This is a genomic window from Pseudomonas sp. SWRI81 (assembly GCF_014268545.1).
Classification (GTDB): domain Bacteria; phylum Pseudomonadota; class Gammaproteobacteria; order Pseudomonadales; family Pseudomonadaceae; genus Aquipseudomonas; species Aquipseudomonas hamedanensis.
Map to the genome: position 1 here is coordinate 71,503 of NZ_JABWQS010000002.1, position 21,629 is coordinate 93,131.

18 protein-coding genes are annotated in these 21,629 nt (G+C 61.4%); 10 read left to right on the forward strand and 8 right to left on the reverse strand.

From position 1 onward, the window contains the following. The first annotated feature begins 175 nt into the window (after positions 1–175). A complete protein-coding gene (gene lpdA / locus HU765_RS01790) occupies positions 176–1,576 on the forward strand; it encodes a dihydrolipoyl dehydrogenase (RefSeq protein ID WP_186618816.1) in 1,401 nt (466 codons plus the stop codon). Positions 1,577–1,686: 110 nt separating this feature from the next. Here the strand turns inward: lpdA and HU765_RS01795 are convergent, their stop codons facing one another. After that, positions 1,687–2,160 carry an Lrp/AsnC family transcriptional regulator gene (locus HU765_RS01795; protein WP_186618817.1) on the reverse strand — a complete coding sequence of 158 codons (474 nt, stop codon included), beginning with the start codon at positions 2,158–2,160 and terminating at the stop codon, positions 1,687–1,689. Positions 2,161–2,304: 144 nt separating this feature from the next. On the opposite strand from HU765_RS01795, the gene HU765_RS01800 reads away from it, so the two are divergent. Further along, positions 2,305–2,934 (forward strand): LysE family translocator, encoded by a 630-nt coding sequence (locus HU765_RS01800; RefSeq protein WP_186618818.1) that lies wholly within the window; start codon positions 2,305–2,307, stop codon positions 2,932–2,934. Here HU765_RS01800 and HU765_RS01805 read toward each other — a convergent pair. The 7 genes from HU765_RS01805 to HU765_RS01835 are packed head-to-tail and all read right to left on the reverse strand — an operon-like array spanning position 2,931 to position 12,046. Beyond that, positions 2,931–5,066, reverse strand: coding sequence for a hypothetical protein (locus HU765_RS01805; RefSeq protein WP_186618819.1), 2,136 nt, complete (start codon positions 5,064–5,066; stop codon positions 2,931–2,933). The two genes, HU765_RS01800 and HU765_RS01805, sit on opposite strands and share 4 nt — an antisense overlap. Further along, positions 5,053–6,237 carry a DUF3142 domain-containing protein gene (locus HU765_RS01810; RefSeq protein ID WP_186618820.1) on the reverse strand — a complete coding sequence of 395 codons (1,185 nt, stop codon included), beginning with the start codon at positions 6,235–6,237 and terminating at the stop codon, positions 5,053–5,055. Before HU765_RS01810 ends, HU765_RS01805 begins: the two co-directional genes overlap by 14 nt. A 50-nt stretch (positions 6,238–6,287) precedes the next feature. Continuing rightward, on the reverse strand, positions 6,288–7,115 hold the full coding sequence (locus tag HU765_RS01815) for a class I SAM-dependent methyltransferase (RefSeq protein WP_186546187.1): 828 nt from the start codon (positions 7,113–7,115) through the stop codon (positions 6,288–6,290). Further along, the gene (locus tag HU765_RS01820) at positions 7,109–8,263 is read right to left on the reverse strand and encodes an acyltransferase (RefSeq protein ID WP_186618821.1); all 1,155 of its coding nucleotides are present in this window, start codon (positions 8,261–8,263) and stop codon (positions 7,109–7,111) included. Before HU765_RS01820 ends, HU765_RS01815 begins: the two co-directional genes overlap by 7 nt. Continuing rightward, a complete protein-coding gene (locus HU765_RS01825; RefSeq protein WP_186618822.1) occupies positions 8,260–9,135 on the reverse strand; it encodes a class I SAM-dependent methyltransferase in 876 nt (291 codons plus the stop codon). The genes HU765_RS01820 and HU765_RS01825 overlap by 4 nt, the downstream gene beginning before the upstream one ends. Next, entirely contained in the window at positions 9,132–10,436 is a 1,305-nt protein-coding gene (locus HU765_RS01830) for a glycosyltransferase (RefSeq protein WP_186618823.1), read from the reverse strand. The genes HU765_RS01825 and HU765_RS01830 overlap by 4 nt, the downstream gene beginning before the upstream one ends. Continuing rightward, positions 10,430–12,046: a glycosyltransferase gene (locus HU765_RS01835; RefSeq protein ID WP_186618824.1), complete on the reverse strand. Its 1,617-nt coding sequence runs from the start codon at positions 12,044–12,046 to the stop codon at positions 10,430–10,432. Before HU765_RS01835 ends, HU765_RS01830 begins: the two co-directional genes overlap by 7 nt. Before the next feature lie 428 nt (positions 12,047–12,474). On the opposite strand from HU765_RS01835, the gene HU765_RS01840 reads away from it, so the two are divergent. From HU765_RS01840 to HU765_RS01875, 8 genes are read left to right on the forward strand one after another with little or no spacing between them, the layout of a single operon-like run. Then, positions 12,475–13,389 carry a GDP-mannose 4,6-dehydratase gene (locus HU765_RS01840; RefSeq protein WP_186618825.1) on the forward strand — a complete coding sequence of 305 codons (915 nt, stop codon included), beginning with the start codon at positions 12,475–12,477 and terminating at the stop codon, positions 13,387–13,389. Further along, positions 13,386–14,357, forward strand: a complete 972-nt coding sequence (gmd, locus tag HU765_RS01845; protein ID WP_186618826.1) for a GDP-mannose 4,6-dehydratase — start codon at positions 13,386–13,388, stop codon at positions 14,355–14,357. Before HU765_RS01840 ends, gmd begins: the two co-directional genes overlap by 4 nt. 3 nt (positions 14,358–14,360) lie before the next feature. Next, the gene (locus HU765_RS01850; RefSeq protein WP_186618827.1) at positions 14,361–15,803 is read left to right on the forward strand and encodes a mannose-1-phosphate guanylyltransferase/mannose-6-phosphate isomerase; all 1,443 of its coding nucleotides are present in this window, start codon (positions 14,361–14,363) and stop codon (positions 15,801–15,803) included. Continuing rightward, the gene (locus HU765_RS01855; protein WP_186546195.1) at positions 15,804–16,601 is read left to right on the forward strand and encodes an ABC transporter permease; all 798 of its coding nucleotides are present in this window, start codon (positions 15,804–15,806) and stop codon (positions 16,599–16,601) included. Next, positions 16,601–17,866 carry an ABC transporter ATP-binding protein gene (locus HU765_RS01860; RefSeq protein ID WP_186546196.1) on the forward strand — a complete coding sequence of 422 codons (1,266 nt, stop codon included), beginning with the start codon at positions 16,601–16,603 and terminating at the stop codon, positions 17,864–17,866. Before HU765_RS01855 ends, HU765_RS01860 begins: the two co-directional genes overlap by 1 nt. Then, entirely contained in the window at positions 17,863–19,239 is a 1,377-nt protein-coding gene (locus HU765_RS01865; protein WP_186618828.1) for a glycosyltransferase family 1 protein, read from the forward strand. The genes HU765_RS01860 and HU765_RS01865 overlap by 4 nt, the downstream gene beginning before the upstream one ends. Next, complete coding sequence (locus HU765_RS01870; RefSeq protein WP_186618829.1) at positions 19,223–20,353, forward strand: glycosyltransferase family 1 protein; 1,131 nt, start codon at positions 19,223–19,225, stop codon at positions 20,351–20,353. Before HU765_RS01865 ends, HU765_RS01870 begins: the two co-directional genes overlap by 17 nt. Further along, positions 20,354–21,484, forward strand: coding sequence for a glycosyltransferase family 4 protein (locus HU765_RS01875; RefSeq protein ID WP_186618830.1), 1,131 nt, complete (start codon positions 20,354–20,356; stop codon positions 21,482–21,484). Positions 21,485–21,629 lie beyond the last annotated feature (145 nt).

Sequence of the window (21,629 nt, forward strand, 5' to 3'; positions counted from 1 at the left end):
AGTTACGATATAACGAAAAACGTGAAATATTCGTACACAATCAGGTTTATTAAAAGGCTGCCACCTGTCGCTTGGCTGAAGCCTTGACCGAAAGCTCTCGAAAGCAACATATTACGTCCGTAATCTTGGCCGACCACGTGTAGCGATCCGCATCCCTCAATCAGGAGCAAGGCGCATGAGCAACTATGACGTAGTGATTCTCGGCGGTGGCCCCGGCGGCTATAACGCCGCTATCCGTGCAGGACAGCTTGGCCTCAAGGCCGCGTGTGTCGAAGGCCGTGCGACCTTGGGCGGCACCTGCCTGAACGTCGGTTGCATGCCATCCAAAGCCTTGCTGCATGCTTCTGAGCTGTACGACGCGGCAATGGGCGCGGAGTTTGCCAACCTCGGCATCGAGGTCAAACCGACGCTGAACCTTGCGCAAATGATGAAACAAAAAAACCAGAGCGTGACCAGTCTGACCAAAGGCATCGAATTCCTTTTTCGCAAAAACAAAGTCGACTGGATCAAAGGCTGGGGCCACATCGACGGACCGGGCAAGGTCACGGTCACCGATAGTCAGGGCGGCAAAATCGGGCTGACCGCCAAAGACATCATCATCGCCACCGGCTCCGAACCCACTCCCCTGCCGGGCGTCGAGATCGACAACCAACGTATTCTGGACTCCACCGGCGCGTTGTCCCTGAGCGAGGTGCCGAAACATCTGGTGGTGATTGGCGCCGGGGTCATCGGCCTCGAACTGGGCTCAGTATGGCGTCGTCTGGGCGCGCAGGTGACAGTGATCGAATACCTTGACCGGATCTGTCCCGGCGTCGACGGCGAAGCCGGAAAAACCTTGCAGCGCGCGCTGAGCAAACAGGGCATCGCGTTCAAGTTGAGTTCGAAGGTTACTGGCGCGACGACGTCAGCCACTGGCGTGCAGCTCAGTGTCGAGCCAGCGGCAGGCGGCAGCGCCGAGTTGCTCGAAGCCGACTACGTGCTGGTGGCCATCGGCCGGCGTCCTTACACCCAAGGGCTGGGCCTGGAAAACGTCGGCCTGAGCACCGACAAGCGCGGCATGCTCGCCAACCAACAACACCGCACCGAAGCCCCGGGCGTCTGGGTCATCGGCGACGTGACCTCCGGGCCGATGCTCGCGCACAAGGCCGAAGACGAGGCGATGGCCTGCGTCGAGCAGATTCACGGCAAGGCCGGCGAGGTCAATTACGCGCTAATCCCCAACGTGATCTACACCAAACCGGAACTGGCCAGCGTCGGCAAGACCGAAGAACAGCTCAAGGCCGAAGGACGCGCCTACAAGGTCGGCAAGTTTCCGTTCACTGCCAACAGCCGGGCAAAAATCAACCATGAGACCGAGGGCTTTGCCAAAGTCCTGGCTGACGAGCGCACTGACGAAGTGCTCGGCGTGCACCTGGTCGGCCCGAGTGTCAGCGAAATGATTGGCGAGTTTTGTGTGGCAATGGAATTCAGTGCCTCGGCCGAGGACATCGCCCTGACGTGCCATCCACATCCGACCCGCTCCGAGGCGTTGCGCCAGGCGGCGATGAATGTCGAGGGGATGGCGACGCAGATGTAGGTTTCGCCAATTTTATTGGCTGAACCGGCGCTTTCGCGAGCAGGCTCGCTCCCACATTCGAGCGTTTTCCTTCAGGAGAAATGCGCTCGAATGCGGGATCGCGCCCCGGTTCACAGCGGCAGATGCCCCAACGGCAACGGCCCCGGCGCCTTCACCGTGTGAATCGCAAAGTTACTGCGAATGTCGCTCACCCCCGGCAGTTTCAGCAGACAGCCGCTGAGAAACCGGTCATAAGCGCGCAGATCCGGCACCACCACTTGCAAGAGAAAATCCGATTCACCGGACACCAGAAACGCGGAAATCACTTCCGGCAGTGCCGTCACCGCTGCATAAAACGCCTCCGCCTGTTGATCGTTGTGGCGCTCGACCTTGACCCCGACAAATACCGTCAGGCCCAGCCCGACTTCGTCGCGATCGAGATTGGCCTGATAACCGCGAATCACCCCGGCCTCTTCCAGTATCCGCACCCGACGCAGACACGGCGAAGCGGACAAACCGATTTCGTCGGCCAGCTCGACATTGCTCAGACGACCGTTGCGTTGCAGGGCCGCGAGAATCTTGCGGTCGAAGGCATCAAGTTTCATGTTTGGCAGATTCCGATAGTTGCTGCACGTTAGATCGGCAGATTATGCCAATCCAATGTCGATTTGAAGCTGACTACGCAAGCACCTGCCCCACCCTTCAGCCCTAGACTTGGCGGACCGAATCGACAACGAAAGGGCTGCGACATGGCGAATCTCTGGCTGTTTTTCCTGGCATTGGCCGTGGTCTTTCTATTGCCCGGCCCGGACATGATCCTGCTGCTGCAAACCGGTGCGCGCCAGGGACGCGGCGCGGCGTTGGCCACCGCGGTCGGCCTTGCTGTCGCCCGAGCTAGTCATGTGGCGCTGGCAGCGCTGGGCATGGCGGCACTGTTCAAAGCGGCGCCATGGACATTCGAGGTGGTGCGCTTGGCGGGGGCGGCGTATCTGCTCTGGGTCGGCATCCAGTGCCTGCGCAGCACATTGCTGCCGAACCTTAATGCTGACGAGGCTGGCGATACCCACGGCCAATGGCGCGAAGCGATCCGTCGGGGATTGCTGACCAACCTGCTCAACCCCAAGGCACTGTTGTTCTGCTCGGTGCTGCTGCCGCAATTCATCGTCAATGACGGCGCCTCCGTGCTCAGCCAATTTGCCGTGCTCGGTCTGCTGCTGGTCGGCGTCGGCCTGCTGTTCGACAGTGCCTACGCCCTCGCCGGCGCCGCGCTGGGCCGTTGGTTGCAACACAATCCAACGGCGCAACGCGTCCAACAATGGCTGTTCGGCAGCCTGCTGATCGGTTTCGCCGTGCGCCTGACCTTCGTCCAGCAGGCTTAGTCCCGGCGGGCCTTGCGTTGGCGACGGGTAATCAGCAGTAACGCGGCGGCCGTGACCAGCACAATCGCCGCAACCTGCACTGGCCACTTGTAAGGGCGCAACGTGGCGCGCACGGCATCGGTGACCTGGGTGACGTAACGTTTATCGGCGTTTTCAAAATCCGGGTACGGGCACTGGTTGCCAAAATCCACCGCCCACGGTACGAACGGACCTTCCTTCACATAGCGCTGATACAGCGCGCTCTGATCTTCCAGGCTGCTGTTCCAGCCGGCCGCATTACACAGCACAGCGGCAAACGCCTGGCTGGTGTGCGGCAAGTTATCAGCAGCGCGTGCCGCCAGCGCAGTGGCGACGAAACGGTAGTGGTAGCGCTGATCCGGTTTCGCTGCACTGGCGACCTGTCGCTGCACTTCGGCCTCGCTCACCAGCGGACCGACTTGCAGCACGGCGCTCTCCAGCACGTAGTTGCCGCCGAATGTGGCGTAGTCGGGCGCCATCTCGTAACCGAGAATATCCATACCCCATTCACGTGCCGTCCAGGCGGCGTTGTACAACGCACTGGCGCGTTTGGTCGGCCACCACGCGGCGTCAGCCTTCAGCCGTTGTTCGCCGTAGAGCTGCGCTTTTTTTTGCAGGTCGCGATTGCCGAAATAAGCCACAGCTTCCGCGTAGCGGCCCTCGCGCAGCAATCGCCGGCCGAGCAAGTTGCGCAGGCTGGCAGCGACCGGTAGCGGCACGTAGTTGTCGCGTTCCTGCTGGGTCAATGCTGGCGGTGCGGGGACGTTTTCGTCGACGTACTGCTTGAGCTCGGCAACCGTCAGCACGCGTTCGGCGACGGTTGCGGCATCGAACCAATAAACGCTGTTGCTACGGTACAACTGCACGAAAGCTTGCAGGTATTCGCCGCGCTGCAACGCGAGAATCGCGCTTTCGCCCTCGACCCGGCACTTGGGCTGCACGGTTTCAAACGCCCAGTCCGGCGTACGCCGGTCGCCCCAGTCTTCATTCTGCGGGAAGGCCTGCGCGGCTTTGGCATAGGCGGCAGCTGCCGCGTTCCTGTCGCCGTCACGCACCGCCAGTTTGGCCCGCAGCCACCAGGCCAGCCCGCCGTCACCGGCGTTTTCCAGAAAGGCCCTGGCACCGGCGTAGTCGCCTTGTTGATAACTCATCGCGGCCAGCCGATCGGCGTTTTCGAGGCTGCCACGGGTGCTGTCCTGCAGTAGCTTCACCAGTTTCTTCTGGTTCGGCGGCTCATCGCCAAACGACCAGCCCTGGCGGCTGACCAGCGATGCGGTGACCAGTTGCTGCACCGCTTTGTGCTCCAGCAATCGCGCCAGCTGCGCCTCGGGCAACTCGGCCAGTTCGTTCATCACCTGCTTGAGCGAGGTATAGCCGACGGCGGAACCGTGCAGGTTCTGCGCTTCATACAATTGGATGGCGCCGCTCCAGTCGCCAGCGGTGCGCAACACCCGCGCCTCCTCGCCCAGGCTGGCGACACCCAGTTCCAGCGGATCGCTGAAGCCGTCGATGCTCAACTGGCGGGTCTGGCGAAAGGCATCCCGCGCCTGCTCCAGCGCGTCGATGCGGTTCTGCGCCGCACTGCTCGTGGCGAAGGCGAGACGCCCCAGGGAATAGGCCGCCCAGGTGCTGCGCAATGGACGCTGGTCTGCCGGCAATGCCAAGACCTTGTTGAAGTAGTCGGCTGCCATTTGATGATCGCCGGTGGCAAAGGCCACCGCACCGGCCACGTACAAACGAATTTCCGCGGGCAGACTGGCGCCCTGCTCTTCAACCTGACGGGCATCGCTCAACCCGCGCAGGCGTTTGACCACACCTTGTTGCTCGGCACTCAGGCCCACCTGCTCAGCCCGTTCGCGGGCCATTTCAGAGGCGTTGTCCTCGGCATAATCGTTGGGGTTATGGGTCGCTGCCGTGACGTTTTTCAGGCCGGCGATGGTTTTGCCAAGGCGACTGACTTCGAAGCTGAAGCTGCCCTCCGGCAGATCGGCCAGTGTCTGCGCGCGATTGTCGAGCAGCCGCATCGGGAAGTCCGGACCACAGGCCAGCGCCGAACCCAGCGGCAGGCTGAGGCTCAGACAGAGCAGATGGCGAGGCCAGTTACGGGTCAACATGCGAACCTCCTTGATCAATGATTGCGCAACGCGCCCAACCGATGGCGCGCTGCCCGCCCGCCGGCAAGCGGCCGTCGTGCAAGCGGGTGAAGGTAAGCAGATCCGCACGCTGTTGCAACGAGTAACCGGCAAGCGCATCGGCGCTCTCACAGCCTCGGCCCGTTAAGGTGATGCGCGCTGGCCAGGCGCTGTCGAGATTGCCCGGGTTGTCGAGCTGAATAGCGTAAAGGCCGTCCTGTGCGCTGACTGTCACGCCGAGACGGCTGCCCAACGCATCCCCCCGGGCGACGGCGCGCAGCGTAGTCAGGCTCCAGGCACGACGATCATTGGCCAAGGGCAGACGAAACCAGATCAGCCCGGCCAGGTGTGGCGGCGGATCGTCGCGCAGGGTTTTGCCCAATTGGCTCAGTTGCAGCGGATCGGCTAGCAATTCCCGACGCTGCCCGCCCCGCTCAAGCTGCACTTCGCTCTCTATCTGTGGCGCACCGCCGTCATCCGGCAACAGCGCCACGCCGTAAGCCGGCAGCGCCAGATAAAAAGGCTTGTCCGTACTGCGCGCCCAGGCCTTTGCCCATTTCAACGCTTGCTTGGCATCGAACAGACCACGGCGCGGATCGCTGACCGCGTGGACTTGCAGCACGCTGCTGTCGACGGTTTGCAGCAACGCCGGCAGTTGCGCACTGTTGAGCCAGGCTGGCAGCGCGGTGATGCTCAACGGCAGGGAGGTCGGCAATGCCGAGCGCAGATGGTTGAGGAATTCGGCATAAGCCGGCAACCGCGCAGTGCCCGCGTCGTGGTCGATCTCGACACCGCTCGGCACCAGCCCCTGCGCCCGCCAGTCGCTCAGCACCTGCAGAATCTGCATGGTGACTTGATCCTGATCCAGCGACTTGAGCTGTCCGTCGAGACGAATCACCGCGATCAACGGACGGCCATCGGCTTTCAATAAGCGCGCATCGATCCGCGCCCGGCTCAGTCCCGTATTGGGGAAGGCCTGCAGCGCCAGCACACGCAGCGTCGAGAAGTCAGCGCGGCTGTCACGCAACGCCTGTTCATGGGCCGGCGTCCATTGGCGTTGCCAGATGTAGAGTTGTTGGTCGAGAGCGGGCGCGTCCTGCTGCCGGCAAGCAGAAAGCACCATCAACGCAAACAGACCGACGAAAAAGCGCATACCTAGCAGATCCCTGACACTACGAGGCTGCAAGGTTACACAAATCATGATCAGGGCTTGCGGGCAATAATCACCTGGCTTTTCGCGACCACCGCATCCAGCGCCTGTTTGATCTGCGCGCCGCGCGGTGAATCGAGCACGGCCTGCCAGGTCTCGGCCCAGTGATTGAGCAGCGGATGATCCGGGTCGCTGAAATCGACCTTGGCTTCCCAGAACAGCAGCATCCACATCGACCAGTAAAAACCGTACTGGCTGTGGCTGATGATCTCCAATCCAGCCTCACTGACCAGCGCCTTGAACTGCGCCTCGCTGAGAATGCGAATGTGGTTGGGCTTCTGAAAATACTCGGGCGCGGCGAGGTCTTTTTGCAGGTCCTCGGAACTCGGGTGCGGCACGCTCAACAGGTACAGCGCGCCGGGTTTTCCGACCCGTACCAGCTCGGCAAGAAACTGCGCAGGATCGTCGACGTGTTCAATCACTTCCGTGGACACCACGCGCGACGCGGTGGCGTCGGCAATCGGCAACGGATTGCAGTCGGTGACGTGACACTCGACGTCACGCGCCGGGGTATCGCTCAAGCGCTGGCGGGTCGCTTCGACCTTGGCGGCATCGATGTCGGCAATGATGATCTTCGCCCCGCGCATGCCGCAGAAATGCACGTTGCCGCCATCGCCGCAGCCGACATCCAGCAGGGTGTCATCGGCAGACACCACAAAGCCTTTGAACAGCTCGTTGGTCTCCTGGTTGAACCAGCCGCTGAGCTTGGCATCGTACAGCCCGAGCATGTACGGATCGACCTTGCCGGCGGGCGGTTCCGCGGGCGCTGTCGGGGCCGGCGCTGGCGTCGCCGCTGTGAGTTTCTTCAATAGGCTCAGCATGGGGTGGCTCCAGAGGTTGGGACGACGGATCGGGACGTGCCGAGGCGACGCACAAGTGCAGCACCGCGGTTGCGCATGGGCATTTCGACCAGGCGGTAATTGAGCTCGCTGAGCAGCACGATCAGACAGAAAGCGATCAGCACCGTCAGCACAGGGTGGCCAGCGGGACTGGGCAGACCGGCGCTCTGCAGGCGGAAGATCAGTTCACGTACCAGTTGATAGGCGGGTATGTGAATCAGGTAGATGCCGTAGGAACGGCTGCCGACCCACCCGAGCAGCCGCTGCACGGCGCCAGCGGGCATCAGGTAATCGCGGTTGTACGACGCGATCCACACCAGTATCGCGCTCAGCACGGCGATTGAACCGATGCGATACCAGGCGAGCGTGAAGCGGTCAGTGGCCATGAAACTCAGCAACGCGCCGATCATGATCAACGCCGAAATCCCGAGCCAAGGCCGCGCGAGAAACGCCGGCCGCCACCGTTGATAACCCGGCTGCGCACTCCACATCGCCAGCAGCACACCGAGGGCCAGCGCATCGGTGCGCACCACCATCAGCAACGGCGTGCGCACGCTGAAAATCTGTACCACGATCAGCGCCAGCAATGCCCAGACCAGATGCTTGCGACAGAACACAATCAGCAGCGGAAACAGCAGATAGAACTGCTCCTCCAGTGACAGACTCCAGTAGACGAAACTGCTGCCGTACTCGTAGCGAAAGAAGCTGTCGGCAAAACGGAAGTTGGCGTATTGCAGCACCCCGGCCAGCGTCGCCTGCAGGTTGGCGGGCAACGTGCCGAACGCCCCCGAGCGATTGACGAACAGGCACGCGAGCAACATCAGCGCCAGCCATAACCAGGCAGACGGCAATAACCGGAAAGCCCGACGAAGCCAGAAGTTGCGTGTCTGTTGCCAGCGTTCCTGGCTGCTTGTGCAACCTCGCAGCGCCGGAATCAGGCTACGGGCAATGACAAAACCGGAGATCGCAAAAAACAGGTCAACGCCCCACCACGGTTGCGCCCAGGCATGAATTTTTTCCAGCGTCGGCACGACATCGGTAAACAGGCTTCCCTGCAAGTGATGGAACAACACGCCCAGCACGGCAATGGCGCGCAGCACTTCGATGTCCATGATGCGCTTGCCGTTCATGGCGCCTCCCTCGCAGCCATTGGCTTGCGCGCAATGATCACCTGGCTCTTGGGCATGAAGCGGTCGAGCGTCTGCTTGATCGCCAGTCCGTCCGGCTGTGCGAGCAGGTCCTGCCAAGTCCTCGCCCAGCTTTCCATCAAGGGCATGAACGGCGCCTGAATACGGTCACGCACCGCACCGCCCGGATCGCGCCCGGCAGCCCGTTCGCCGGCCCAGAAAAATATCATGCCCATCACCCAGAAAAATCCGCTGGCCTGACGATGCTCGATTACCAGCCCGGCCTCCTCTACCAGCGCAGCGAAGCGCTCGAGGGTGAAAATCTGTACGTGATTGGGCGACCGATAGTAGCTGTCGGGAGCGATGCCTTTTTGCAGGTGCTCGCCCAGCGGTGCCGGCACGCTGAGCAGATACTGCGCACCGGGGCGGCCCATGCGCACCAGTTCAGCCATGAACGGCTCAGGCTGATCAATGTGTTCCAGCACTTCCATGCACACCACTTTACTGGCGCAGCCGTCAGCCAGAGGTAACGGCAGGCTATTGCTGACCAGTCCCAGACTGGCGTTGTCGCTTTGCGCTTCGACCTGCCGCGCAAGGTCGCGCACCTTGGCATGTTCGCTGTCGGTGAAAATCACCGAAGCGCCCTGACGCACGGCAAACAGCGTCGCCACGCCTTCGCCGCAACCGACATCGAGCAACGTGTCTTGCGCCGTTATCGCAAAGCCCTTGAGCAACTCGCCGCTGTCGTTCAGGAACCAGCCGTCAAGCACTGCGTCATGCAGACCGACATCCCGTGGCGACACTTTGGCCGACGGTGCCGGCACCGGTTGCGCAGCACGCGCCGGACGCCATCGGCCGAGCAAACGACGGATCATGCGAGCGTGACTTGCGCAGGCAACGATCCGACGGCGCGCAGGGGCTGGGCGAAAAACGCGCGCAGTCGCTGCTCGGTACTGGCCTGGCTGCAGAAGCGCTGCAGACTGCCAATCGCCGCGCCGGACATGGCGGCGTAACGCGGCTCATCGGTTTTCGCCACGTCATAGCTGGTGCGGTACGCCAGGCACAACGAATCCCAATCGGTGAGGTAGCGCAGCGTGCGATAGGCCGCGCGCGGGTCGTGCGGCCAGGCGGTGAGCTCTTCGGTGAAGTCGACGATAAAGGCGTTATCGCTGCTCACATAATCGGCCATCGCCGTGTTCAACGGCGCAATCGCCGGCTTGCCGCAGGACATGAACTCCATCAGCGGCAGGCACTGTCCTTCTCCGTAGGAACTGTTGACCACATAGCTGGTGGCCTGCACCAGTGCTTCGTAATCGGCATCGGCCAGATAGCCGTGGATCAGCACGATGCGGCATTGGTACGACTGGTTCTTGTACAGGTGATGCAGCATGTCGGTCAGCGCATCGGCGATGTCATGGTGGGTCAGCTTGAGCACCAGCGTCGCATCACTGATGTCGCGAAACGCCGTGCAGAACGCGCTGATCATGTCCTGCCAGTTTTTGCGACCGTCGTAAGGGTTGAACACCGAGGTGTAGACCACCCCTTCAAGCTGCAACTGGCAATCCGCGGCCGGTGCGGACAAATCTAACGGCGATCCGTCACGCAATCCCGGAGGACCGTAGGGACGCAAATCCGTGCGCCGGCTGTCGATCAGCAATCCACGCAAATTCAGCGTGACCGGGTCAATCACCGGACGCTTGGCCAAGGACGCGCCACGCGCGGCAAAGCGGTCCCATACCGGTGCCGGGATCGCGCAGATCGGATAGTCCGGCCCCATCACGTCACGCACCGCATTCACCGTGAACGTTGAATGGGTAATCGCCCGGCCACAGGCCTGAAGCACCGTACGCCAGTCGTGACGCGGCTCGCCTTGCCAGCTTTCAGTGGGGATCGTGCTGAATTCCCAGGCGAACACCGGGATGGTCGGGCAAGCGTAATGAACGGGCGTGCGGTGTGGCGGCGAGAACGACAGAAAGACGCAGTCTTCGCCCCGGCTCAAACAGTCGAAATACAAACGATCCACCAACTCGTCAGGGTGGCTGACTTCCAGTACCTGGCCGATGCGTTCCAGAACGGGACGAAACTCCTTGAGCACGAAGTAATAGCTGTACTCAGGCCGACCGAGGTTCTGCTGGATGTTGCTCTTGTTGGTTTCCGAATGAATGATGATCAGCATGACGCCGCTCCGGTCGCAAGTGCCATGGCGCTGCTTTCGCTAGTAGCCTTCAGACCAAAAAACGCCTCTACGCGCTGCTGCACCGGGGCAAAACCGCAGTATTCACGCATGCGTTCATTGGCGGCAGCGGCCATTGCCACATAGGCCTCTGGATGGTTCTTGGCCATGGCGTAGCTGTCCTCATAAGCGGCTTTCAAGGAGCCCCAGTCGGGGCGATGACGCAGGGTCCGATAAAGGATGCGCGCGTCTTCCGGCCAGATGGCCGGCTCGCGGCCGGACTTGACGATGAACGCCACACGTTCATCGATGTAATCGCCCATCGCCGTGTGATTCGGCGCGATCACCGGGCGTGCGCATGACATGAACTCCATCAGCGGCAGACACAGTCCTTCGCAGCGTGATGCATTGACGTAGAAACTGGCAGCGCCATACAGCCGGGCGAACTCCTCGTCTTCCAGATAGCCATGCATGACCACCACGCGACAGGCGAATGGCGAGAGCTGCGAGAGCAAGGTAATGAGGTGAACGTAATAGCTCGACAGGTCGTTCTGGGTGATTTTCAGCACCAGAGTCGCGTCGTCGGCATCGCGCATGGCCCAGCAGAACGCGGTGATCAAGTGATGCCAGTTCTTGCGTCCGTCCTCGGGGTTGAACACGCTGACATACACCACGCCGCTGACGTCGATCTGCACGTGTTGACGGGTATCGGGCAGCAAGGCTTGCGGATGCTCAGGCTGCGCCGGCACTTCAGCCACCGCAGGAGCGGGCGGCGCTGGCTCAAGCAGCTCAGGGCGTTCCTCGCGGATGGCACTTGGCAGCAGATCACTGACCGCTTCGCGATACCACTGCCGCAGGTTGTGCTTGAGCAAAAACAGCGGTGTGTGCTCGGAGGGCCTCGCGAGGGCCTTATAGCCTTCGTACAAATAATGCCGGGTGATGAAAGCCCGCCGTCGCAGGGTCAGTTCGGGCGGCGGTTCCGGAGTCGGCTCCGGCACTGGCTCGATCGCCTCTGGCTCGGGGATTTGCTGCTCATCGAGTATCGGTGCGATCAAGCCATCCGCCGACAGTCCCAGCGCGTGGCTGTCGATGATGCAGCCCTTGATCTGCAATGTGCTGCCGGGGTTTACCGGGACACTGGGATAGTCGCGCCGTACCTCGGCGAAGCGTTCCCACAGCGGTGTCGGCAATACCAGTACCGGGAAATCTTCACCGAGGCTGCGACGGATGGCCTGTGCCGTGTGGGTCGACAGAGTAATCACCCGGCCATGGCGCGCCAGTGTCTGGCGCCAGTCGTGGCGAGGATCGTCATCGCTGACCTCGGACGGAATCGAGTCATACTCCCAGGCGATCACGCAGACCATCGGGCAGTGCAGGTCGATCGGGGTCTTGTGCGGCGGCGCAAACGAAAGAAAGAGGCTGTCCTGACCGGCCTGTTGCAGTTGCCGATACAGCGGATCGACCTCGGCCGCCGAGGACACGACGTGCACTTGTCCAAGGCTTTCCAGCACCGGGCGGTAGGCCTTGAGCACGAAGTAATAACTGTATTCGGGACGCCCGAGACTTTGGCTGATGGTGCGGTCGTTGACGTCCGAGTAAAGAATGAAATTCATGGCATCCCACGATGAAGCAGCCGTCCCGGCAACCTCATGCTATGACGACCGGGCGCTGGAGCAAGCCGGCAGCGCCGTTGCTTGTCCATCATCCTCAGTTACGTCTTCGTTCTTGTTTTAGTGGTCAGTTTCACCCTGTTGCGCTGCGCCCGCGGTGGACCGGGGAAGCGGCGACGAGGGCCATTCTAAACACATCCATCAACGATCCGGGAACCGCCCGACAAGAATAAATCGGACTACGCTGACGAGAACTGACCGGTCACGGTTTGCCCTGTTGAAATTGCCGCGCAATTGGCACAGATTGGCAACCAAACAACTACAACAACGACTTCGCCTGTTTTCCTGTCGGACCTTTCTATCGGTCAGACAGACGTTTCCCACAAAGCCTGTGGGAAATGGGCAAAAGTCAAAGACCAAGGGGTCGCTGTTTGAAAAAGCGTCTGTTCGTCACGGGCCTCAGTGGCTTCGTGGGGCAACATCTTCAATCACGTCTGGCCTTGCCCGACTCGTCGTGGGAGCTGCTGCCTGCCGCCACCCCTTACGACCTGACGGACACCGATAGCCTCACCGGGCTATGGCCGCAGATGCCGGACGCGGTCATACATCTGGCCGGCCAGACATTCGTGCCGGAAGCCTTTCGCGACCCGGCCCGCACCCTCGACATCAATCTGTTCGGTACCCTCAATCTGTTGCAGGCGCTCAAGGCACGCGGCTTTTGCGGCACCTTCCTGTATGTCAGCTCGGGCGATGTTTACGGTCAGGTCGAAACCAGCGCCCTGCCGATCACCGAGCAACAAGCGCCCCTGCCGCGCAATCCCTATGCGGTGAGCAAACTCGCAGCGGAATTTCTCACGCTGCAATGGGGCCTGAGCGAAGCCTGGCCGGTGTTGGTCGCGCGGCCGTTCAACCACATCGGCACCGCGCAGAAGGACAGCTTCGTCATCGCCAGTGCCGCCCGGCAGATCTGCCGCATCAAACAGGGTCTGCAGGCGCCACAACTGGAAGTCGGCGATATCGACGTGACCCGCGATTTTCTTGATGTCAGCGACGTGGTTTCGGCCTACCTCGCACTCCTGGAAAACGCCACGCCGGGGCAGGTCTACAACATCTGCTCGGGCCGTGAGCAAAGCATCCGCAGCCTGATCGAGCAATTGGCTGATCTGGCCGAAGTCGAAGTGCAACTGGTTCAGGACCCGGCGCGCATGCGCCGTGCCGAGCAGCGCCGCGTTTGCGGCAGCCACGCCAGACTGGCGAAAACCACCGGATGGTCGCCGGCCATCACCACACAACAATCCCTGCGGGCGATCCTGTCCGACTGGGAGACGCGAGTACGACAAGAATGACAAAAAGTGCATTGATCACAGGGATCACCGGTCAGGACGGCGCGTATCTGGCCAAACTGTTGCTGGACAAGGGCTATAAGGTCCACGGCCTGGTGGCACGACGCAGCAGTGACTCGCGCTGGCGCCTGCGCGAGATGGGGGTCGAAGCCGACATCGTCTATCTGGACGGCGACATGGCCGATGCCTGCTCGGTCCAGCGCGCGGTCATCAAGTCGGCACCGGACGAGGTCTATAACCTCGCCGCGCAGAGTTTTGTCGCCGCGTCCTGGGATCAACCGGTGACCACCGGCATCGTCGATGGTTTGGGCGTCACCCACTTGCTCGAAGCGATTCGCCAGTTCAGCCCGCACACACGCTTTTATCAGGCTTCGACCAGCGAAATGTTCGGCCTGATCCAGGCTGAGCAGCAGGACGAGAACACCCCGTTCTACCCGCGCAGCCCTTACGGCGTGGCCAAGTTGTATGGTCACTGGATCACCGTCAACTACCGCGAAAGCTTCAACCTGCACGCCAGCAGCGGCATCCTCTTCAACCATGAATCGCCACTGCGCGGCATCGAATTCGTTACCCGCAAAGTCACCGATGCCGCCGCACGCATCAAGCAGGGCAAACAGCAGGCGCTGGCCCTGGGCAACATCGACGCAAAACGCGACTGGGGCTTTGCCGGCGATTACGTCGAAGCCATGTGGCTGATGCTGCAACAGGACAAGCCTGACGACTATGTGGTCGCCACCGGCATCACCACCACGGTACGCGAGATGTGCCGCATCGCTTTCGATCACGTCGGCCTCAATTACCGCGACTACGTCAAGATCGACCCGGCGTTCTTCCGGCCGGCGGAAGTCGAAGTGCTGCTCGGCAACCCGGCCAAGGCCCAGCGCGTGCTGGGCTGGAAACCGAAAACCGACCTGGACACCTTGATCCGCATGATGATGGATGCGGACATGCAACGCGTTGCCAAGGAGTAGGCCATGCTGATTCCCGTGATTCTGTCCGGCGGTGCCGGCACCCGTTTATGGCCGGTGTCCCGCGAGGGCCATCCCAAGCCGTTCATGATTCTGCCCGACGGCCAGTCGCTGCTGGGCAAGACCTACCAGCGGGCTGCCGCGCTGCTCGACGGCTGGGGCGACATTGTCACGGTGACCAACCGCGAGTACTACTTCCAGAGCAAGGATCACTATTGCGCGGCTCAGGTATCACGCCATCGCGGCCACTTCCTGCTGGAGCCGAGCGGACGCAACACGGCTCCCGCCATCGCCGCGGCAGCGCTCTCATTGCAAGCCTTGCACGGTGACGACGCGATTATGGTGGTGATGCCCGCCGACCATCTGATCGTCAATCAGGACGCGCTGAAAAGCGCCGTCGAACATGCGATAAATCTCGCGAAAGACGGTTATCTGGTGACCTTCGGCGTGATCCCGACCGCACCGGAAACCGGCTTCGGTTATATCGAGACCGGCGCGCCACTCGATGCCAGGGGCGCGGCGAAAGTCCAGCGCTTCGTCGAGAAGCCGGACCTGCAAACCGCCACGCACTACCTGGAAAGCGGAGACTTTCTGTGGAACTCAGGCATGTTCTGCTTTACCACCGCGACGCTGATTGCCGAGCTGCAAGTGCATGCGCCCGAGCTGCTGGAGCAGACCCGAGCGTGCATGGCCGCCAGCGCTCCGGTGGAAAACGCCGGTTGTCTGCAACAGGAACTGGCGTCGGCGCTGTTCGCTGAAATCACCGATATTTCCATCGACTACGCGTTGATGGAACGCTCAGACAAAGTCGTCGTGGTGCCCGCCGGCTTCGACTGGAGCGATATCGGTTCGTGGGGCGCCGTCGCCGCGCTGATACCCGCCGATGCCGACAACAATCGCGCCAACGGCGAAGCGATTTTCATCGACAGCCATAACAACTTCGTCCAGAGCGACGGGCGCCTGGTGGCCACCGTCGGTGTGGACAACCTGATCATCGTCGACACCGCCGATGCGGTACTGGTAGCGCATGCCGACCGCGCCCAGGACGTGCGTCGCGTCGCCAGGCAACTCAAGGACAAATCCCACGAGGCCTATCGCCTGCACCGCACGGTCAGCCGCCCGTGGGGCACCTACACCGTGCTCGAGGAAGGTCCGCGCTTCAAGATCAAGCGCATCGTGGTCAAGCCCGGCGGCAAGCTCTCGCTGCAGATGCACCACCATCGCAATGAACACTGGGTGGTCGTCGAAGGCATGGCCAAGGTCACTAACAACGGCTCCGGCACGACGCTGGTCGCCAAGAACGAATCGACATTCATCGCCGCCGGCCACAAGCATCGTCTGGAAAACCCCGGCGTGATCGATCTGGTGATCATCGAAGTGCAGAGCGGCGAATACCTGGGAGAGGACGATATCGTCCGCTTCGAAGACCAATACGGCAGGACGGTCTGAATGCTGCTTTCTCTTTACCGCTCGCTGCGCAGCTACCGCGGATTCATCTTCGGCAGCGTCAAGCGCGAATTCCAGACGCGCTATCGCAATTCGCTGTTCGGTGCGCTGTGGACGGTACTCAATCCGTTATCGATGATCGTGGTGTATACCGTGATCTTTTCCCAGATCATGCGCGCCCGCCTGCCCGGCGTAGAGGATGGCCTGGCCTACAGCGTGTACCTGTGCGCAGGCCTGTTGACCTGGGGCCTGTTCGCCGAGATCACCACGCGCAGCCAGAGCATGTTTCTGGAAAATGCCAACCTGTTGAAGAAAATCAGCTTCCCGCGCATTTGTCTGCCGGTCATTACGCTGCTCAATGCCGGGGTCAATTTTGCGATCATCCTGGGCCTGTTTTTCGGTTTCCTGTTGATCAGCGGGCGTCTGCCCGGCATGGCGTTGCTGGCGCTGATACCGTTGCTGATGTTGCAAGTACTGTTTGCCGCCGGACTGGGCATGTTGCTCGGCGTCCTCAATGTGTTCTTTCGTGATGTCGGGCAGATGTTCGGCATCTGCCTGCAATTCTGGTTCTGGCTGACCCCGATCGTTTATCCGCTGTCGATTCTCCCCCCCGGCATCCAGCACCTTATCGGGCTGAACCCGATGACGGCGCTGATGACCAGCTACCAGAACGTTTTCCTCTACAACCAATGGCCCGACTGGCATTCCCTGCTGCCGCTACTGATCCTCGGCCTGCTGTGCTGTGCCATGGCCCTGCGCCTGTTTCGTCAGCGTGTCGGTGAAATGGTGGACGAACTCTGATGGGACATATACGCGTCACTGGCCTGGCCAAGGCCTACAAGCAATACCCCAATCGCTGGAGCCGCCTGCTGGAGTGGCTGGTGCCGTTCTCACGGCCCCGCCATCACTTGCACTGGATCCTGCAAGACGTCGATTTCGAGATCAAACCCGGTGAAGCCGTGGGCATCGTCGGTGTCAACGGCGCGGGTAAAAGCACCCTGCTGAAAATGATCACCGGTACCACGCAACCGACCCGTGGACAGATTCAACTGCAAGGCCGCGTGGCCGCCTTGCTCGAACTGGGCATGGGCTTTCACCCAGACTTCACCGGCCGCCAGAACGCGTTCATGGCCGGGCAGTTGCTGGGCATGCAGGTCGAAGAGATCGAAGCGTTGATGCCGCAAATCGAGCACTTTGCCGAAATCGGCGAGGCCATCGATCACCCCGTACGCACCTATTCCAGCGGGATGCAGATGCGCCTGGCGTTCAGCGTCGCGACCGCGCGACGTCCGGACATCCTGATCGTCGACGAGGCGTTGTCGGTAGGCGATGCCTATTTCCAACACAAAAGCTTCGACCGCATCCGCAGCTTTCGCAAGGCCGGGACGACCCTGTTGATCGTCTCCCATGACCGTTCCGCCATTCAGTCGATTTGCGACACGGCCATCCTCCTGGAAAACGGTCGTCTGGCCATGCGCGGCAAGCCGGAAGAAGTCATGGACTACTACAACGCCATGCTCGCCCAGCGCGAAGGCCAGACCGTGCGCCAGGAAATGCTCGCCAACGGTCAGGTGCAAACCATTTCCGGCACGGGAGAAGCTGGCATCGTCAGTGTGCGCTTGCTCGATGCGCAGGGCCGCAGTCTGGAAGTGGCCGAGGTCGGCCAGCCCGTGGTGCTGGAGGTGCAGACCGAAGTGCGTCAGGACATCGAGCGTCTGGTGCTGGGCTTCATGATCAAGGATCGCCTGGGCCAGGCGATCTATGGGATCAACACCCACCGACTGGACAAGGCCGTCACCGACCTGACCGCCGGCGAGCGCGTGACCTTCCGTTTCGCCTTCGACATGCGCCTGGGCAAGGGCAATTATTCGGTGGCCCTGAGCCTCTCGCGCCTGGACTCGCACCTTGACCGCAATTACGAATGGCGCGACTACGGGCTGGTCTTCCACGTGATCAACAACCGCCAGGAAGATTTTGTCGGCTGCTCGTGGCTCCAGGCGCAGACCGCCATCAGCCGTAGCAGTGACCACCTTGAACAAGCGCCGGATACGGAGATGCTGCGATGACGCGATTGTTGGTGGAATGCACTTACGTCTTCGAACACCCCACCGCCAACTCGGGCATTCAGCGGGTGGTGCGTAACGTCATTCAGCAACTGCCGCCGCCTGACGAAAAAACCCAATGTATTCCTGTGGTGATGATCGACGGCGCCCTCTATGAGGTGAAAAGCCTGGCGCCGTTGAAGTCGTTGAAACTCGATTTGACCGGCCTGCGGGTGAAGCTGGAGCAATGGAGAAACGGCTTCTGGCTACGCCACCGCGCCGTGGAGCGGCGGCGTCCCTTCAGTCGGTCACATTTTGCCCGCCGGGTGCTTTACGTCGGCTGCCGGCTCACGGCACTCGCCTGTTTCAGTGTGCCGATGCGCCTGCTCGATCGCGTGCTCAGAGGCCAGCAGATTCCGCAACGCTGCGTGCCACTGGCGCACCGGGCCGGCGATCAACTGGTGCTGCTCGACTCGTCCTGGCACGCGAATTTTTTCCCGTTGGCCGAACAACTCAAACGTGACGGCGTCGGCATCGTGTCGGTCATTTATGACCTGATTCCGTTGACTCACCCACAGTTCTGCGACGCCGGACTGGTCAAGGTCTTCAACGACTGGTTCGACTGGATCGCCCGCACCGCCGACGGCTATGTGGCGATCTCGACCACCATTCGCGATCAGGTGCGCGAGGAGATGCTGCGCAGGATCGGCGCACAACAGGTCGCACACCGCTGGTTCGATTATTTCCACCTGGGCTCGGAACTGGATTTGAGTGCAGCCGATGTTGCGGTCGACCGGAACTTGCTGAAGATGTTTGAAAAACCGCAGCCGGTTTTCCTCATGGTCAGCACCATCGAGCCGCGCAAAAACCATGCTTATCTGCTTGATGCGTTCGAACGTGCCTGGGCTGCGGGCGGCAACGCCAGGTTATGCATCGTCGGCAAGATCGGCTGGAAGTGCGAGGCGCTGATCGAACGCATCCGTCAGCACCCCGAATTGAACCGACGCTTGTTCATGTTTAACGAACTCTCGGACAAAAGCCTGGAGCACGCCTACTCCCACGCCACGGCGCTGGTGTTCCCGTCCCACGTCGAAGGCTTCGGCCTGCCGCTGGTAGAAGCCATGCAACGCGGCTTGCCGGCGATGGGTAGCGATATTCCGGTGTTTCGCGAAATCGGCGGCGATTACATGGCCTATTTCAACCTCGCCGACCCGCAGAGCCTGACCGATCTGCTGATCGACATGGAGCGCACCCGAGTCTTCCCGGCGCCATTGAGCCTGGAACACTGGCGCTGGCTGAGCTGGCGCGAGGCAAGCGGACAATTGGTCGAGCGTATCGAACGTCACCTCAACCCTGCCCTGCCGGCACGTGAAGGTCAGCATGCGCATTGCTCTTAACGCGCGGATTCTGCAGGCGCCGCGCACCGGCATCGGCCATTACGTGGCTGAACTGGTCAACGCCTTGCGCAACGAATCCGACGTTGAGGTGACGCTGTTCCATGGCTGGGGCTGGAGCTCGGCGCTGCCGCAAGCGGCCATGCCCGGTTACTCGCGTCTGACACCGCTGCTGCGGCAGATCCCCGGGGCGTATCAGGCGCGCCGCTGGCTGGAGCAGAAACGCTTCGATCAGGGCCGCGCGCAAGGCATCGACCTTTATCACGAGCCGAGCCTGTGGCCGCTGGCCTTCGACGGCCCGACGGTAATCACCCTGCATGACCTGACTCATCTGCATTTCCCGCAAACCCAGCCACCGGCACGGCTCAAGGAGATCGAGCGGCGACTGACCTTGGGGGTGCAGCAGGCACAAGTGATTCTCACCGACTCGCAGGCTATTGCCGACGAAGCCCAAGACTATTTCGCCCTGCCCGCCGAGCGTTTTGTGGTGGCGCCGCTGGGGGTCGCCGAACGCTTTCATCCGCGCGAAGCGAGCGCCATTGATGCGGTGCTCAGGGCCCATGCGGTGACGGCGCGCGAATATTTCCTCTGTGTCGGCACGCTGGAGCCGCGTAAAAACCTCGGCTTGGCCTTGCGCGCTCACGCGCTGTTACCCGAAGCCGTGCGCCAGCGCTTTCCGCTGCTGATCGTGGGCATGGCCGGGTGGCAACGCGAGCAGTTCAACGAGCCCTTGCGTCAGGCGCTGGCCAGCGGACATGTGTGCCTGCTCGGTTATTTGCCCGATGAACAGGTAGCGCAATTGTTGGCCGGCGCCAGGGCGCTGATTTTTCCGTCGCGGTATGAGGGATTTGGTCTGCCGGTACTGGAGGCCATGGCCAGCGGTACGCCGGTGGTGCTCACTGACGCTTCGGCCATGCCGGAAGTTGCGGGCCCGGCGGGCAACTACATTGAAGCTGACGATGCAGAAGGCTTGCGTGATGCGCTGAGCCGGCTGATCGACGATCCCGCGCATTGGCAGGCATGCCGACACGCCGGATTGCAGCAGGCACGGCTGTTTTCCTGGGAACGTTGTGCACAGGCCACGGCCGGTGCCTACCGCCAGGCCATGGGAGGTTGAATGCGAGTTCTTCATTTTTTCAAGACGTACCTGCCGGACTCGGTCGGTGGCATCGAGCAAGTCATCTTCCAGCTCTGCGAGAGCGGTGCCCAGCATGGCATTGACGGCCAGGTCCTGACGCTCAGCGCCGATCCGACGCCGGCGGTGGTGCAATTGGGTCAGCATGAAGTCCACCGGGCGCGCCTGGATATTCAGTTCGCCTCCACCGGTTTTTCCTGGAGCGTGTTCAAACAGTTTCGCGAATTGGCCGCTGAAGCCGACGTGGTCAATTACCACTTCCCGTGGCCGTTCATGGACCTGGTGCATTTCGCCAGTGCCCTGAACAAACCGAGCGTGGTCACCTACCACTCCGACATCATTCGCCAGAAGCACCTGCTCAAACTCTACCGACCGCTGATGAACCGCTTCCTCGCCAGCGCCGACCGCATCGTCGCGGCCTCGCCGAACTACCTGCACACCAGCGATGTGCTGCAGCAATTTCAGGACAAGACCCGGGTCATCCCCTACGGCTTGAACAAGGCCGGTTATCCACAGGCTGACAGCGAGCGCATGAATCACTGGCGCCAGCAGCTTGGGGATAAGTTTTTTCTGTTCGTCGGCGTGATGCGTTATTACAAAGGCTTGCACATCCTGCTCGACGCCATGAAAGACGTCGACTATCCGGTGGTGATTGTCGGCGCCGGTCCGCTGGAGCTGGAACTGCATGCCCAGGCGCAGGCATTGGGCCTGCGCAACGTTCACTTTCTCGGACGTCTGGGTGATGAAGACAAGGTGGCGCTGCTGCAATTGAGCTACGCCATCGTCTTCCCGTCTCATCTGCGCTCGGAAGCGTTTGGTATTTCGCTGCTGGAAGGGGCGATGTACGGCAAACCGATGATTTCCAGCGAGATCGGCACCGGTACCAGCTACATCAATATCCACAACGAAACCGGACTGGTGGTGCCACCCAGTCATCCACAGGCATTTCGCGAGGCGATGCGCACGCTCTGGGACAACCCGGATCGTGCCGCGGCCATGGGTCTCAAGGCCGAGGCGCGATACCGGCAGCTATTTACCGCCGATGACATGGGTCGCAAGTGGACAGCGCTGTATCAGGAACTGCTGGAAGAAAAGGCCCTGTCCTACGCTTGATTCAGGTCGAAACACATTCACCCTGTGGGAGCGAGCCTGCTCGCGAAAGCGTCAAGTCAGCCGCTGAAGTCTTTACTGGCAGTCCGCATTCGCGAGCGGGCTCACTCCCCCAAGGTTCCGATGGGTGCGCTTTAGAGATCCAGCA

Bases quoted from the DNA above. Each gene is read 5' to 3' on its own strand.
- HU765_RS01830 (WP_186618823.1), bottom strand. From the start codon at position 10,436: ATGCTGATCATCATTCATTCGGAAACCAACAAGAGCAACATCCAGCAG.
- HU765_RS01820 (WP_186618821.1), bottom strand. From the start codon at position 8,263: ATGAACGGCAAGCGCATCATGGACATCGAAGTGCTGCGCGCCATTGCC.
- HU765_RS01870 (WP_186618829.1), top strand. From the start codon at position 19,223: ATGCGCATTGCTCTTAACGCGCGGATTCTGCAGGCGCCGCGCACCGGC.
- HU765_RS01800 (WP_186618818.1), top strand. From the start codon at position 2,305: ATGGCGAATCTCTGGCTGTTTTTCCTGGCATTGGCCGTGGTCTTTCTA.
- HU765_RS01805 (WP_186618819.1), bottom strand. From the start codon at position 5,066: ATGTTGACCCGTAACTGGCCTCGCCATCTGCTCTGTCTGAGCCTCAGC.
- HU765_RS01855 (WP_186546195.1), top strand. From the start codon at position 15,804: ATGCTGCTTTCTCTTTACCGCTCGCTGCGCAGCTACCGCGGATTCATC.
- HU765_RS01825 (WP_186618822.1), bottom strand. From the start codon at position 9,135: ATGATCCGTCGTTTGCTCGGCCGATGGCGTCCGGCGCGTGCTGCGCAA.
- HU765_RS01810 (WP_186618820.1), bottom strand. From the start codon at position 6,237: ATGCGCTTTTTCGTCGGTCTGTTTGCGTTGATGGTGCTTTCTGCTTGC.
- HU765_RS01860 (WP_186546196.1), top strand. From the start codon at position 16,601: ATGGGACATATACGCGTCACTGGCCTGGCCAAGGCCTACAAGCAATAC.
- HU765_RS01865 (WP_186618828.1), top strand. From the start codon at position 17,863: ATGACGCGATTGTTGGTGGAATGCACTTACGTCTTCGAACACCCCACC.
- HU765_RS01795 (WP_186618817.1), bottom strand. From the start codon at position 2,160: ATGAAACTTGATGCCTTCGACCGCAAGATTCTCGCGGCCCTGCAACGC.
- HU765_RS01875 (WP_186618830.1), top strand. From the start codon at position 20,354: ATGCGAGTTCTTCATTTTTTCAAGACGTACCTGCCGGACTCGGTCGGT.
- gmd (WP_186618826.1), top strand. From the start codon at position 13,386: ATGACAAAAAGTGCATTGATCACAGGGATCACCGGTCAGGACGGCGCG.
- HU765_RS01815 (WP_186546187.1), bottom strand. From the start codon at position 7,115: ATGCTGAGCCTATTGAAGAAACTCACAGCGGCGACGCCAGCGCCGGCC.
- HU765_RS01850 (WP_186618827.1), top strand. From the start codon at position 14,361: ATGCTGATTCCCGTGATTCTGTCCGGCGGTGCCGGCACCCGTTTATGG.
- HU765_RS01835 (WP_186618824.1), bottom strand. From the start codon at position 12,046: ATGAATTTCATTCTTTACTCGGACGTCAACGACCGCACCATCAGCCAA.
- lpdA (WP_186618816.1), top strand. From the start codon at position 176: ATGAGCAACTATGACGTAGTGATTCTCGGCGGTGGCCCCGGCGGCTAT.